Below are 12,466 nucleotides of genomic sequence, written 5' to 3'. Positions count from 1 at the left end.
AAGAACTGGTGAAAGGGAGACCGATCCGGACCTCCTTTTCCTCAATTCTTCAGTTCTTCAATTCCCGGTTCCCCTACTCCCCCAACTTGTAGAAGCGGCTGATGATCCCCCAGGCCTCGTCGGCGGTGTCGACAAAGTCGATGATATCCTGGTCGCCGGGCGTGATGGTGCCTTGTTCGGCCAGGAAATCGAGGTCGATCGCGCGCTGCCAGAACGCCTTGCCGAACAGGATCACCGGCACGCGCTCCATGCGGCCGGTCTGGATCAGCGTCAGCGTCTCGAAGAATTCGTCCATGGTGCCGAAGCCGCCCGGAAACACCGCGACGGCCTTGGCGCGCATGACGAAATGCATCTTGCGGATGGCGAAATAGTGGAAGTTGAAGCACAGCTCCGGGGTCACATAGGCGTTCGGCGCCTGCTCGTGTGGCAGGACGATGTTGAGGCCGATCGACGGCGCGCCGACATCGTCGGCGCCGCGATTTCCCGCCTCCATCACGCCTGGGCCGCCACCGGTGACGACGACGAATTCGCGGTAGTAGGACGTGGCCGATTGCTGTGAGCAGAGGCGGGCGAATTTGCGCGCCTCCTCGTAGTATTTGCTGTTTTCCTCGAGGTTTTTCTTCTGCGTCTCGTTCTTGGCGGCCCAGGCCTCGCCGCCGGGCTCGGGAATACGCGCGCCGCCGAACAGGATGACCGTCGAGCGGATGCCGCGCTCGGCCAGGATCATTTCGGGCTTCAAGAGCTCAAGCTGCAAGCGCACAGCGCGCAATTCCCGGCGCGTCATGAAGTCGGGATCGTTCCAGGCCAGCCGGTAGGTTTCGGCGCGAGTCTGCGGCGTGTCGGGCACGCTTTTCGACCGCTCCAGATCCTCGTCCGAATGCGGCAGCGGCGTCCATCCCGCCTTTTCCATAGGAGTCATATGCTTTCTACCCGTCCCAACAGTTCACTTGCGCCGTCCCATGGCGCACCCGCGATTGACCCCCAATACGCCTTAACATAGGGTCCGCGCGACTTTCAAAACAAGGTTAAGGCCGACGGCCTTAACAGCGTGGTAACGGAGCGAATTCATGTCGAAGCCTGATCTGGCCAGCCTCGAAAAGACCATCGAGAAGGCCTTCGAGGAGCGCGACACGATTTCGACCGCGACCCGTGGCGAAACGCGCGACGCCATCCAGTCCTCACTCGACCTGCTCGACCGTGGCACCGTGCGGGTCGCCGAGCGCCAGCCGGATGGCAAATGGCATGTCAACCAGTGGCTGAAGAAGGCGGTGCTGCTCTCCTTCCGGCTCTATCCGATGGAGATCATCAAGGGCGGCCCCGGGCAGGCGGTCTGGTGGGACAAGGTGGCGTCGAAGTTCGACGGCTGGAGCGCGGTCGACTTCGAGAAGGCAGGCTTCCGCGCCGTGCCGTCTTCGATCGTGCGCCGTTCTGCCTATGTCGCGCCGGGCGCGGTGCTGATGCCGTCCTTCGTCAATGTCGGCGCCTATGTCGATAGCGGCACCATGGTCGACACCTGGGCCTCGGTCGGCTCCTGCGCCCAGATCGGCAAGAATGTGCACCTCTCGGGCGGCGTCGGCATCGGCGGGGTGCTGGAGCCGATGCAGGCCGGCCCGACCATCATCGAGGACAATTGCTTCATCGGCGCGCGCTCCGAAGTGGTCGAGGGCTGCATCGTGCGCGAAGGCTCGGTGCTCGGAATGGGTGTGTTCATCGGCCAGTCGACCAAGATCGTCGACCGCGCCACCGGCGAAGTGTTTTATGGCGAGGTGCCGCCGAATTCGGTCGTCGTCGCCGGCTCGATGCCGGGCAAGGCCTTTCCGAACAACGAGCCGGGCCCTGGCCTCTACTGCGCCGTCATCGTCAAGCGCGTCGATGCCAAGACCCGCTCGAAAACCTCGATCAACGAACTGCTGCGTGATTGATCCTGTCCGAGCAACCAGAGCGCTCCAGATTGCCCAACACACCACCACTTCCCTGGCTTTTCTTCAGCCTCTCAGGGCGCGTCAGCCCAAGTGCCTACGTGCTCGCCGGGCTGCTGCTGGTGCTTGCACAGTTTTTCCCGCTCTACCAGTTGTCGAGACTGGAACCCGGCACCGCAACCAGCCAGAACTGGGCACTTGTGTTCTGGGTCGTTTTGCTGATCTCGACATGGTCGAGCTTTGCGGTAACCGCAAAGCGGTTTCATGATTTCGGCAAGCCGACTTATTACGCGTTGATCTCTCTTATCATCGGCCCCATTCTTCTCATCGTTCTAGCGTGTTTCCGCGGTGACCCCGGTCCGAACCGCTACGGCAAACGCAGCAACGCGCCGGCTGAACCATGAGCGCCGACCGGATATCTCGCCATGCGCTACCGCACGCTTGATCCGAAACTGATCATCGACACCGCCGAGCGGCTGGAAGAGCGCGTCGCCGAGCGTTTTCCCGATGCCGGCCTGCGCGGCGTCGCCGCCGAACTGGTGTCGCTGTCGCGCGACCTGGCCAAGGCGGCGCAGGCGCTGGAAGCGCCGATCTGGTGGCTGCGCGGCGCCATCGTCGCCGCTGTTGCCGCCGGCGCGCTGATCTTCCTATTCGTCGGCACCATCCTGCCGCTCATCCATATCTCGCAGGCCGACGATGCGGTGCAGTCGGTGCAAGGCATCGAAGCCACGATCAACATGATGATCCTTGCCGTGCTTGGCCTGCTGGCGCTAATCCGCACCGAGGAGCGCATCAAGCGCAAGCGGGTGTTTCGCCAGCTGCATGGGTTGAGATCGCTGATCCATGTCATCGACATGCACCAGCTGACCAAGGATCCGGCGGCATTGTCCGCCAATTTCAGGCCGACCGCGCATTCGCCGGCGCGCATCACCAATGCCGCCGACCTGGCGCGCTACCTCGACTATTGCTCGGAGATGCTGTCGATCACCGGCAAGATCGCGGCGCTGTTTGCGCAGTCCGTCAATGACGATGTGGTCATCGACGGCGTCAACGACGTCGAGAACCTGGCGTCCAACCTGTCGCGCAAGATCTGGCAGAAGATCACGCTGATCGAGAACCACCCGGCTGCGCAGCCCCTGCCGGCGCCAGGCTCGGCGAGCAAAGCGCCGGCTCCGAGGCGCGCACCAAAGCTGTGACGCGGCGGGCCCACGCGCCTATTTTGCGGGCCAAGGCCCGAGGCTCGCGGCAAGTAGACTATCCAGTGACGGTTTCCGGCGTCAGCCCGGGTGAGCCGCGCTTTTCCCGCTCGGCCTGCCGCACCAGCACGGTGACCCGCTTCAGCAGAGGCGCCGGCGTGCCGGCCTTTTCGGCGAGGTTCAGGACGGCCCCCTGCAGGTCACCGATCTCGGTCGGCCGACCACGTTGGAGGTCGTCCCACATCGACGAGCGCGCCTGCGGGTCGATGGCGAGCATGCGGCGGGCGACCAGCCGGAACAGCCAGTCCGGCAGCCGGAGCAGTTTCGGCAGCAGGACGGGATGCAAGCCGCCGATCCGCGCCGGCGCGATATGTAACGCCTTCATCGCCGCCAGGGCCTCGTCGATCTGACCGGCCAGGATTCGCCGCCAGCGGCGATCGGCAAGTTCGCTCGCCAGCGGCAGGCCGGACAATGCGACAAGCGCGTTGTTGAGGTTGATCAGCAGCTTGCCCCACTGAACGGCTTTCATGTCGGGATGGGTTTCCACGCCAAGCCCTTCGACATCGAGAAGGCCGGCAAGGCCGGTCACGCCATCTTCGATCATGACCTTGCCGTCGCTGGCGCGATGCAGGTGAAGCGGCAAATTGCCTATGGCCGACTGGACGACATTGAACGGCACCATGCCGGCGAGCACAGTCCGTCCACCGAGCCCGGCGCGTAACCGGTCGGCATTGCCGACGCCGTTCTGCAGGCTGACCACCACGACATCGCCGCGCGCATGTCCGGCAACAAGCGACGCCATCTCCTCGGTAGCGCCGTTCTTGACCGTCACCAGCACCACGTCGGCACTGGCGAGGGCAGCGGCGGGATCGGTGGTGACGGACTCCGGCCGGATGGATCGGTCGCGACCATCGAGATCGGTGATGCGCAGGCCACCGTCCAGCAAGGCCGTCGCGATGCCTGGCCGCGCCAAAAACACCACCTTGCGTCCGGCCAGCGCCAGGCAACCGCCGACATAGCAGCCGATGCTGCCGGCGCCGGCAATGACGATGGTCTTTTCGGCGTTGGCCATGCGATTATCTCGTGTTGGCCTGCACTATACGACATGAAAACCATAATGTCGGCGGCAGGACCGGTCATCATCTCTGGCCGTGACAGGCCTTTCGCTTTCGATTATCGCTTTGCCCATGAAACTGCCGACCGATCCCGCCGCCAACCTCGCGACCCTCATACGCTGCGCCTCCGTAACGCCCGCCGAGGGCGGCGCGCTGGCTGCCCTGGAAGGCATGCTGAAGCCGCTCGGCTTTTCCGTCGAACGCCCGGTGTTTTCCGAAGACGGCACCCCCGACATCGAGAACCTCTACGCGCGCCGCTCCGGCAATGGGCCGCATCTGATGTTTGCCGGCCATACCGACGTGGTGCCGGCGGGCGACGAGGCGTCGTGGACGCATCCGCCCTTTGCCGCTGAGATCGCCAAGGGCGAGATGTACGGCCGCGGCGCCGTCGACATGAAGGGTGGCATTGCCTGTTTCATCGCTGCCGTGGCGCGCCATGTCGAGAACAAGGGTGGTCCGAAAGGCTCGGTCTCGCTGCTGATTACCGGCGACGAGGAGGGGCCGGCCATCAACGGGACGACAAAACTGCTCGACTGGGCGGCGGCCAGGGGCGAGAAATGGGACGCCGCGATCGTCGGCGAGCCCACCAATCCGGACACGCTCGGCGACATGATCAAGATCGGCCGGCGTGGCTCGATGTCGGGCAGTGTCACGGTCAACGGCCGCCAAGGCCATGTCGCCTATCCATTGCTCGCCGACAATCCGGTGCGCGGCCTGATCAGCCTGGTCGACGCCTTGCTGTCGCCCGTCTTCGACAAGGGCACGAAGGATTTTCAGCCGACCAATCTGGAAGTGACCTCGATCGATGTCGGCAACCCGGCGACCAATGTTATTCCGGCCAAGGCGACAGCCACCTTCAACATCCGCTTCAACGACACATGGACTGCCGAGACGGTGCAGGCCGAGATCCATAACCGCCTCGACCAGGCGGCGAAGCGCAAGAAATACCGGACCGGCAAGACGCCGGTCGACTACGAGCTGATCTGGCGCGACCGGCCGAGCCATGTCTTCCTGACGCGCGACGACAAGCTGATCGGGACGCTGCGCGGGTCGATCAAGGCGACGGTCGGCAAGGAGCCGGCGCTGTCCACCTCGGGCGGAACCTCGGATGCGCGTTTCATCAAGGACTATTGCCCGGTGGTCGAGTTCGGCCTCGTCGGCAAGACCATGCACATGGTCGACGAGCGCGTCGCACTGGCCGACCTCGAGACGCTGACCCAAATCTACCAGCGCTTCATCGATGACTGGTTCGAGCAGGGCTGATCATGCTTTCGGTTGACGAGACCTCTTCATCGCTTAACGGCGCCTGGCGGCTGATGCTCGGAAAGGCCGACGGCTTGCGGCTGCTCGACCTTTCGGCGGACGGCTTCTGGAATTCCTTCTTCGCCATCGTCGTCGCCGCGCCGGCGATGATCGTCGGCTGGGTCGGCACGGCCAACGAGATCGGCGACCCCAATGCGTTCGCCGGGCGGCTGGGCATGTTGATTCGCCTGGCGACCGTCGACATCGGCTCGTGGCTGCTGCCCCTGGTTGTGCTTGCCCTGGTCGCATCGCGCGCCGGCATCGGCGACCGCTTCGTCCACTATGTCGTCGCCAGCAACTGGGCGTCCGCGATCACCGCCTGGATGCTGCTGCCTTCAGCGTTGATCAGGCTTTTCCTGCCGTCCGACAACCCGGTTGCCGAATTGGTGTGGCTGGTTCTGGTGGTGCTGTCGCTGGTACTCACCTGGCGGATGACCAACGCCGCGATCGGCAAGGGCGCGGCTGTCGGCAGTGCCGTGTTCGCAGGCATGTTGGTGGTGTCTCTGGCCGTCTTGTTCGGCCTGGTGGCGCTGCTCGGCATCACTGTGCCGACCGCCGCTCCGGCTTAGAACTTTTCCGGATAGTCTACACCGACGAGAAAAAGCCCGTCGGGCGGCGCCACCTGGCCGCAGGCGGCGCGGTCTTGCGCCGCGAGCGCGGCCTTGAGGTCGGCGGCGGTCCAGCCGCCGTCGCCGACGCGTTTCAGCGAACCGACCATGGAGCGCACCTGGTTGTGCAGGAAAGAGCGCGCCGAGGCCCTGACTTCGATCAGGTCGCCCTGGCGGCTTACATCGAGCAGCTCCAGCGTCCGCACCGGACTGTTGGCCTGGCATTGCGTCGAGCGGAAGGTGGTAAAGTCATGTCGGCCGAGCAGGACTTTCGCCGCTTCGTGCATGGCGTCCGCATCGAGCCGCTTCGGCACCCACCAGACCTTGCCCTTTTCCATCGCTGCAGGCGCGCGCCGGTTGAGGATGCGGTAGAGATAGTGCCGTCCGGTGGCCGAGAAACGGGCGTCGAACTCATTGGGGACAACCGTCGCCTGCAGGATGGCGATGCGCGCGCCTGCCGCCTGCAGGTGCGCGTTGACGGCGTCGCGCACCTTGTCGTTTGGCCATGCCTTGGCGAGGTCGACATGCGCCACCTGGGCGGTCGCATGCACCCCGGCGTCGGTGCGGCCGGCGGCGCGTATCCGCACCGCCTCACCGCAGAATTTCTCGATCGCCTGCTCTATCGCCTGCTGCACCGAAGGCTGATCCGCCTGGTGTTGCCAGCCGGCGAAGAGGCTGCCGTCATATTCGATATCGAGACGAAAACGCGGCATACACCCTTCGTTCAGGCGGCGAGTGCGGTAAAGGCCTGGGCGTAGACCAGTTTGCCTTTTTCGGGTGCGTCACCCCAGGCCAGCGCCTGCAGCGCTTCGCCCTGATATTCGCTCTCGAACTTTTCGGCGCGCGCATGATTGTAGCCGAAGCGGCCGTAATAGGCCGGATCGCCCAACACAACGGCGAGCGTCTCGCCGGCATCCCTGAGGCGGATATGCGCCTCGCGGATCAGCGCACCGCCAATGCCCGAGCCGTGGAACGAAGGTTCCACCGCCAACGGCGCCAGCGCCACGGCTGCAAACTGCTTGCCGCCGTTCTGGACGAACAGCCTGGAAAGCAGGATGTGGCCGACCACCTGGCCGTCTTCTTCCGCCACCAGTTCGACAACGGCGTCGCCGCCGGTGACCAGAGCGTCGACCAGCCCGGCCTCCGCCTGCTGGCCGAATGCGTGTTCCTCGACCAGGCGTATGGCCTCGCGGTCCCGCGGCGTCGCGCCGCGTATCGACATCATGCTCATGAGAACTTCATTCCTTTTTCGATCTTGGCCCCGCGCAGAAACTCCTGCGCGGCAGCGGGCTTTCCGCCCGCCCGTTGAACTTCGACCAGCCTGACCGCGCCCGACCCGCAGGCGACCGTCAGCCGGTCATCGAGAATTCCTCCCGACTCGCCCATGCTTTCAGAAAGCGTGCCTTCCAAAAGCGTCGAGCGAAGCAGTTTCAGCCGTTCCGTGCGGCCGCCGATGTCGGCCTCGCACCAGGCGCCGGGAAATGGCGACAGGCCGCGAATGTGATTGTGGACCTCCGCAGCCGGGCGCGTCCAGTCCACACGTGTCTCCGACTTATCGATTTTCCTGGCGTAGGTCACCCCGTCAGCCGCCTGCAAAGTCGATGCCAGGGTATTTGTCTCCAATCGGGACAGCGCTTCCACCATCAGCGTGGCAGCAATATTCATCAAGCGGTCGTGCAGATCGCCGGCCGTCATGTCGGGCTCTATGGCGCATTTTTCAACCAGTGCCACCGGACCGGTGTCCAGGCCCTCTTCCATGCGCATCACCATCATGCCGGTTTCGACGTCGCCGGCCATAATGGCTCGCTGGATGGGAGCTGCACCACGCCAACGCGGCAAAAGCGAGGCGTGGCCATTGAGGCAGCCGAGGCGCGGAGCCTCCAGAATAGCCTTAGGCAACAGCAAACCATACGCGACGACGACTGCGACATCGGCACGCAACGCATGGAAAGCAGCTTGCTCGCCCTCGCCCTTCAGCGACAGCGGCGTGCGCACTTCGATGCCCAGCCGCTCAGCCTCGCGCTGCACCGGCGACGGTGTCAGCTCCAGACCGCGGCGGCCGGCGGCGCGCGGCGGCTGGGTGTAGACGGCTGCTATCTCGTGCTCGGCCTCGGCAATCGCGCGCAGCACCGGCACCGAAAACTCCGGCGTGCCCATGAAGATGACGCGAAGCGGCATTTTTCGTCCAGTATCCTGTTCTGCGCGCGGCAGTCCGCTCAAGCGTCTGCTTCAAACGGGTTTACGATCTTGAGGTCAAGCTCTTCGAAGTCCTTAATATTGCGCGTCGCCAGCATAGCGTCGTGCGACAGGCAGATGGCAGCGATCATGGCATCGGAAAGGCTGATCGGCCGGCCGATAGTTTCCCGCATTGCCCGGAGCTTGCCCGCCAGACGGGGAATGGGACCGGCAAATTCGACGACACGTCCCGAAAACTGCTTCGAAACCAGGTGGTCAAGTGCACGGACGTGGCGGTCCGAGCCGGTCTTGTTCAGAAACCTTTCGGCTCCAAAGGACTGCTCCATGACAACAGGACCGCAGAGATAGAGGTCGAGCAGGTCCTGTCTGCGAAACCACTTAGCGACGTTTGGATCGGGCGCGGGCCGGCTCGCTTCCGAGACGACATTGGTATCGAGGATTATCACTCGAAATTCTCAATGGTGCGGCCAAAGTCGCGTTTCCGTTCCGCTTCGATCTCATCCATCATCTGCGCAAATTCGTCGCTGATTGCATTTTCCGAGGCGAAGGCAGCGCGAATCGCATCCCAAGCCGTGAGTCCAGGCTCGGCCTTGCCTTCTTTTTCCGCAACCATGCCTTTTCGCAATAAATCGATCGCCTTGATCGAGAGGCTTTGGCCGCCCTTGCGTGCCGCATGCTCGATTTCACGCTTCAACGGCTCGGGAATATCTCTGATCAACATATCGCCCATCGGAGTCTCCAGTCTGATATCAATGATATCACGCAAGGAAGCGTCTCTCAATAGGGGCGGGTCGAGAGGGATGTTGTGCGAGCCGCCGAAAGCAGGGCTATCCCACCAGCTTGCCCGGCGCCTTGTCCTTGGCGAGCTTCTTGAACTTCTTGACCACCATGTCGCGCTTCAGCTTCGAGATGTGGTCGATGAACAGCACACCGTTGAGATGGTCGATCTCGTGCTGCAGGCAGGTCGCCATCAGGCCTTCGGCCTCGATCTCCTGCAGCTTGCCGTCGCGGTCGAGATATTTCACGCGCACCGAGGCGGGACGCTCGACCTCGGCGTAATAGTCCGGGATCGACAGGCAGCCTTCCTCGTAGACGGAGCGAGCGTCGGCGCTTTCGAGGATTTCGGGATTGATGAAGACATGCGGCGCCGGCGGCTCGTCTTCCTTGGCGAGGTCGATGACCAGCATGCGCAGCGGCTCGCCAATCTGGATTGCGGCCAAGCCGATGCCCGGCGCATCATACATCGTCGCCAGCATGTCGTCGGTCAGTTTGCGCAAAGGCGCGTCGACGCGTTCGACCGGTTTGGAAACCTGGCGCAGGATAGGATCGGGAAGGATGATGAGCGGCTTGATCGACATGGCGCCTCACCTAAAACGTCGCAGGAGAAGCGTCAACCGGTGCGAATCGGTCTCGTTCACGTTTTGATCTGTGCCAGGTCTGCGAATCGGCTATGCTGGCGGGATGAACGACCTGAGCACCATCCTTTCCGAACCCGTTGCCCGGCTTGGCGCGACGACGATCACGATCGGCCATGCACTGGCCATCGGCGCGCTGGTGTTTCTCGGCCTGTTCCTGGCGCTTGTCGTGGCGCTGTGGCGATCGGCCAAGGCGCGCACCATCGCCGCGGCGGAAGCCGCCGACCACGCCCGCGACGCCGGGGCGCGGATGGCCGGCATTTTGCAAAGCCAGGCCGAGATGCAGGGCCGCATGGGCGCCATCGCCGACGTGTTCGGCGCAAGGCAGGCCGAACTCAACCAGTCGATCGGCCAGCGCCTCGACGCCATGACCGGCCGACTCGGCCAAACCATGACCGAACAGACCAAATCGACGCATGAGAGCCTCGCCAAACTGCAGGAACGGCTGGCGGTCATCGACACCGCGCAAGGCAACATTCAGTCGCTGGCCGGCCAGGTCGTGCAATTGCAGGCGATCCTGTCCAACAAGCAGACGCGCGGCGCCTTCGGCCAGTCGCGCATGGAGGCGATCGTCGCCGACGGCCTTCCGATGGGCGCCTACGAGTTCCAGGCAACGCTGTCAAACGGCAGCCGTCCCGACTGCCTGGTCAGGATGCCGAACGGTGCGCCGCAGCTTGCCATCGACGCCAAGTTTCCGCTGGAAGCCTGGAACGCCATCCGCGCCGCCGATGGCGCCGAACAACAGAAGATCGCGGCCCAGGCTTTCCGCCGCGACATCGAAATTCACGTCCGCGATATCTCGGAAAAATACCTGATCCAGGGCGAGACGCAGGACACCGCTTTCATGTTCGTGCCGTCGGAATCGGTGTTCGCCGAAATCCACGAGAATTTCGACGCCGTGGTCCAGAAGGCGCACCGGGCGCGTGTCATCATCGTCTCACCGTCGCTTTTGATGCTGTCGATCCAGGTCATCCAGGCCATCCTCAAGGACGCCCGCATGCGCGAACAGGCGCATCTGATCCAGGGCGAGGTGATCCGGCTGATGGAGGACGTCGCGCGTGTCGACGAACGCGTGCGCCGGCTGCAGACGCATTTTGGCCAGTCGGCCAAGGATATCGACGAGATACTGGTGTCGACCTCGAAGGTGACCAAGCGCGGCCAAAAGATCGAAGCGCTGGAGTTTGGCGAAAGCGAAGCCGAAGTGCGCGGTGGCGGACCCGCCAAGGCCGAAGCCGGGGTGCGGGTGGCGGATTCCAAGACGGGGCAGCTCAGGCTACGTGTCGTCGAAGGCGACGATTAAAGTCTTTGTTTTGATGCATGTCGTTGTCCCAGAACCGCGGCACACTTCTGGGCGCCATGCATTAGACCGTAGCCACGATCACGTGCGCCTGGATCTTGGCCGCAACCTCGCGGCTGCCGTGTCTGGCTGCAATTACGGACGCGGCGTGATCGGTTGCGGCTTCCAATTTTCCTCGGGCCTCGATTTCATTGCGAAGCGGAGTTCCCTGGCAATAGGCAACCGCCGGAAGGCGCGGCGAGGGGGCACGGCTTTGTTCGGCCCTCGTGTCGATCACCACACGGGAGAAACCTGCGGCTTCCAACTCGCCGCGGATCAATGCAATGTCATTGTAGCCGTGCGGCGTGCGGGCGAGAAAGCGGGGCGGATCGTTCGGAAAAATCTCCGCAAGAGCATTCGTCACATCATTGGCGAATACATTCTCTTCGATGCGATCCCACACGTTGAACAGGAAATGGCCGCCGGTCTTCAGGACCCGCTTTGCTTCGCGATAGCCGGCGGCTCGGTCGGGAAAGAACATCGCACCGAACTGACAGCAAACGAGATCGAAAGCTGCATCTTCGAACGGCAGCGCCAGAGCATCCGCCTGACGCCATTGTATACGACTGTCGGGAGCTTGTCGCGAGGCCGCGTAGTCGAGCATAGGCTGGTTGAGGTCGGTCACGACATAGCTTGCGTCGGGAGACAGTTTTGGAGCCAATGCGCGGGTGACAACGCCGGTGCCGGCGGCGACTTCCAGGACGGCGCCGGGCGACAAGGACGCTGCCCGTCGTGCCAAATCCGCGGCGAACGGCTCGAAGATCAGCGGCACCATGTAGCGGTCGTAGTTTTCCGGAATCGAGCCGGCAAACACTTTGTCCGTTTCCGACATTGCTATCCCCCGCCATCCGTTTGATGGCTAGCCTAGCACATTATTGGCTGGTTTGGGCCGCGTTTAACCGGGAGGCAGGTGCTACTGCGCCTCTACGATGCTTACGCCCTCGAATTCCGGAAGCCAGTGCAGGGCCGATCGGTGCCATTTCTGTTGGGTCGGAACGAGATCCTCGCGTTGCCGCGCGGTCCCCGCCCTGATCCCATAGACCTTCGGCCCGTCGCCAACCGACGTTGCGTAAAGATGCGAACCGCAGTCGCCGCAGAACGCCTGGGCACGCTTGGCGCCGCTCGATCCCGTCTTGATATAAACCTTCGGTGTTCCCTTGGTGATCCTATAATGATCCTCAGGCGCTGGAACAGTGACACGAAAGGCGGTGCCGGTCAGTTGCTGGCAGTCGGTGCAATGACAGATAGAGGTCTTTTCCGGGTCGACCTCTGCTTCATAAGTTATGGCGCCGCAATGACACCCACCATCGATTTTCATGGTTGATTCTCCGAATTCCGTCGAGTGATCTTAGCGGGACCAGGCGATGGGGCCAACGGTG

Annotated in this window: 16 protein-coding genes; 6 read left to right on the top strand and 10 right to left on the bottom strand. The window is 63.3% G+C overall.

Annotation, left to right across the window (positions count from 1 at the left end):
* Positions 1–73: 73 nt before the first annotated feature.
* Positions 74–919 (bottom strand): LOG family protein, encoded by an 846-nt coding sequence (locus NKH35_RS06505; protein WP_023681343.1) that lies wholly within the window; start codon positions 917–919, stop codon positions 74–76.
* A gap of 148 nt (positions 920–1,067) precedes the next feature.
* On the opposite strand from NKH35_RS06505, the gene dapD reads away from it, so the two are divergent.
* Genes dapD through NKH35_RS06490 form a run of 3 tightly spaced genes read left to right on the top strand, consistent with a single transcriptional unit; the run spans position 1,068 to position 3,115 of the window.
* Positions 1,068–1,922 carry a 2,3,4,5-tetrahydropyridine-2,6-dicarboxylate N-succinyltransferase gene (gene dapD, locus NKH35_RS06500; RefSeq protein ID WP_023696035.1) on the top strand — a complete coding sequence of 285 codons (855 nt, stop codon included), beginning with the start codon at positions 1,068–1,070 and terminating at the stop codon, positions 1,920–1,922.
* Complete coding sequence (locus NKH35_RS06495) at positions 1,919–2,323, top strand: DUF805 domain-containing protein (RefSeq protein ID WP_081725464.1); 405 nt, start codon at positions 1,919–1,921, stop codon at positions 2,321–2,323. The genes dapD and NKH35_RS06495 overlap by 4 nt, the downstream gene beginning before the upstream one ends.
* Before the next feature lie 21 nt (positions 2,324–2,344).
* Positions 2,345–3,115: a hypothetical protein gene (locus tag NKH35_RS06490; protein WP_023732758.1), complete on the top strand. Its 771-nt coding sequence runs from the start codon at positions 2,345–2,347 to the stop codon at positions 3,113–3,115.
* A gap of 58 nt (positions 3,116–3,173) precedes the next feature.
* On the opposite strand, the gene NKH35_RS06485 is transcribed toward NKH35_RS06490, so the two are convergent.
* Positions 3,174–4,187 (bottom strand): 2-dehydropantoate 2-reductase, encoded by a 1,014-nt coding sequence (locus NKH35_RS06485; RefSeq protein WP_023732759.1) that lies wholly within the window; start codon positions 4,185–4,187, stop codon positions 3,174–3,176.
* A gap of 115 nt (positions 4,188–4,302) precedes the next feature.
* Here NKH35_RS06485 and dapE point away from each other — a divergent pair, with 115 nt between their 5' ends.
* On the top strand, positions 4,303–5,493 hold the full coding sequence (dapE, locus tag NKH35_RS06480; protein WP_023732760.1) for a succinyl-diaminopimelate desuccinylase: 1,191 nt from the start codon (positions 4,303–4,305) through the stop codon (positions 5,491–5,493).
* A gap of 2 nt (positions 5,494–5,495) precedes the next feature.
* A complete protein-coding gene (locus tag NKH35_RS06475; protein ID WP_023752348.1) occupies positions 5,496–6,101 on the top strand; it encodes a hypothetical protein in 606 nt (201 codons plus the stop codon).
* Here the strand turns inward: NKH35_RS06475 and truA are convergent.
* From truA to def, 6 genes are all read right to left on the bottom strand, one after another.
* Positions 6,098–6,853, bottom strand: coding sequence for a tRNA pseudouridine(38-40) synthase TruA (gene truA / locus NKH35_RS06470; protein ID WP_023732762.1), 756 nt, complete (start codon positions 6,851–6,853; stop codon positions 6,098–6,100). The genes NKH35_RS06475 and truA overlap by 4 nt on opposite strands.
* Before the next feature lie 11 nt (positions 6,854–6,864).
* A complete protein-coding gene (locus NKH35_RS06465; RefSeq protein ID WP_352913833.1) occupies positions 6,865–7,371 on the bottom strand; it encodes a GNAT family N-acetyltransferase in 507 nt (168 codons plus the stop codon).
* A complete protein-coding gene (gene fmt / locus NKH35_RS06460) occupies positions 7,368–8,318 on the bottom strand; it encodes a methionyl-tRNA formyltransferase (protein WP_023703799.1) in 951 nt (316 codons plus the stop codon). Before fmt ends, NKH35_RS06465 begins: the two co-directional genes overlap by 4 nt.
* A gap of 38 nt (positions 8,319–8,356) precedes the next feature.
* On the bottom strand, positions 8,357–8,782 hold the full coding sequence (locus NKH35_RS06455; RefSeq protein WP_023732763.1) for a type II toxin-antitoxin system VapC family toxin: 426 nt from the start codon (positions 8,780–8,782) through the stop codon (positions 8,357–8,359).
* A complete protein-coding gene (locus tag NKH35_RS06450; protein WP_023696043.1) occupies positions 8,779–9,066 on the bottom strand; it encodes a hypothetical protein in 288 nt (95 codons plus the stop codon). Before NKH35_RS06450 ends, NKH35_RS06455 begins: the two co-directional genes overlap by 4 nt.
* Positions 9,067–9,163: 97 nt before the next feature.
* Complete coding sequence (gene def / locus NKH35_RS06445) at positions 9,164–9,694, bottom strand: peptide deformylase (RefSeq protein ID WP_023732764.1); 531 nt, start codon at positions 9,692–9,694, stop codon at positions 9,164–9,166.
* Positions 9,695–9,797: 103 nt separating this feature from the next.
* Here def and NKH35_RS06440 point away from each other — a divergent pair, with 103 nt between their 5' ends.
* Complete coding sequence (locus tag NKH35_RS06440) at positions 9,798–11,051, top strand: DNA recombination protein RmuC (protein ID WP_352913828.1); 1,254 nt, start codon at positions 9,798–9,800, stop codon at positions 11,049–11,051.
* A 61-nt stretch (positions 11,052–11,112) separates the two neighbouring features.
* Here NKH35_RS06440 and NKH35_RS06435 read toward each other — a convergent pair whose 3' ends face one another.
* Together NKH35_RS06435 and NKH35_RS06430 are read right to left on the bottom strand one after the other, a co-directional pair.
* Complete coding sequence (locus tag NKH35_RS06435) at positions 11,113–11,919, bottom strand: class I SAM-dependent methyltransferase (protein ID WP_352913827.1); 807 nt, start codon at positions 11,917–11,919, stop codon at positions 11,113–11,115.
* An 81-nt stretch (positions 11,920–12,000) separates the two neighbouring features.
* Positions 12,001–12,405: a GFA family protein gene (locus tag NKH35_RS06430; protein ID WP_023728810.1), complete on the bottom strand. Its 405-nt coding sequence runs from the start codon at positions 12,403–12,405 to the stop codon at positions 12,001–12,003.
* Positions 12,406–12,466: the final 61 nt, after the last annotated feature.

It is taken from the genome of Mesorhizobium sp. M1143, from assembly GCF_040318435.1.
Classification (GTDB): Bacteria; Pseudomonadota; Alphaproteobacteria; order Rhizobiales; family Rhizobiaceae; genus Mesorhizobium.
Note: the sequence above shows the minus strand (reverse complement) of the source record. Positions and strands in the feature narration are given on the sequence as shown.

Coding starts and splice junctions, on each gene's coding strand:
- NKH35_RS06505 (WP_023681343.1), bottom strand. CDS start 919: ATGACTCCTATGGAAAAGGCGGGATGGACGCCGCTGCCGCATTCGGAC.
- fmt (WP_023703799.1), bottom strand. CDS start 8,318: ATGCCGCTTCGCGTCATCTTCATGGGCACGCCGGAGTTTTCGGTGCCG.
- truA (WP_023732762.1), bottom strand. CDS start 6,853: ATGCCGCGTTTTCGTCTCGATATCGAATATGACGGCAGCCTCTTCGCC.
- NKH35_RS06465 (WP_352913833.1), bottom strand. CDS start 7,371: ATGAGCATGATGTCGATACGCGGCGCGACGCCGCGGGACCGCGAGGCC.
- NKH35_RS06485 (WP_023732759.1), bottom strand. CDS start 4,187: ATGGCCAACGCCGAAAAGACCATCGTCATTGCCGGCGCCGGCAGCATC.
- def (WP_023732764.1), bottom strand. CDS start 9,694: ATGTCGATCAAGCCGCTCATCATCCTTCCCGATCCTATCCTGCGCCAG.
- NKH35_RS06475 (WP_023752348.1), top strand. CDS start 5,496: ATGCTTTCGGTTGACGAGACCTCTTCATCGCTTAACGGCGCCTGGCGG.
- NKH35_RS06440 (WP_352913828.1), top strand. CDS start 9,798: ATGAACGACCTGAGCACCATCCTTTCCGAACCCGTTGCCCGGCTTGGC.
- dapD (WP_023696035.1), top strand. CDS start 1,068: ATGTCGAAGCCTGATCTGGCCAGCCTCGAAAAGACCATCGAGAAGGCC.
- NKH35_RS06430 (WP_023728810.1), bottom strand. CDS start 12,405: ATGAAAATCGATGGTGGGTGTCATTGCGGCGCCATAACTTATGAAGCA.
- NKH35_RS06435 (WP_352913827.1), bottom strand. CDS start 11,919: ATGTCGGAAACGGACAAAGTGTTTGCCGGCTCGATTCCGGAAAACTAC.
- NKH35_RS06490 (WP_023732758.1), top strand. CDS start 2,345: ATGCGCTACCGCACGCTTGATCCGAAACTGATCATCGACACCGCCGAG.
- NKH35_RS06450 (WP_023696043.1), bottom strand. CDS start 9,066: ATGGGCGATATGTTGATCAGAGATATTCCCGAGCCGTTGAAGCGTGAA.
- dapE (WP_023732760.1), top strand. CDS start 4,303: ATGAAACTGCCGACCGATCCCGCCGCCAACCTCGCGACCCTCATACGC.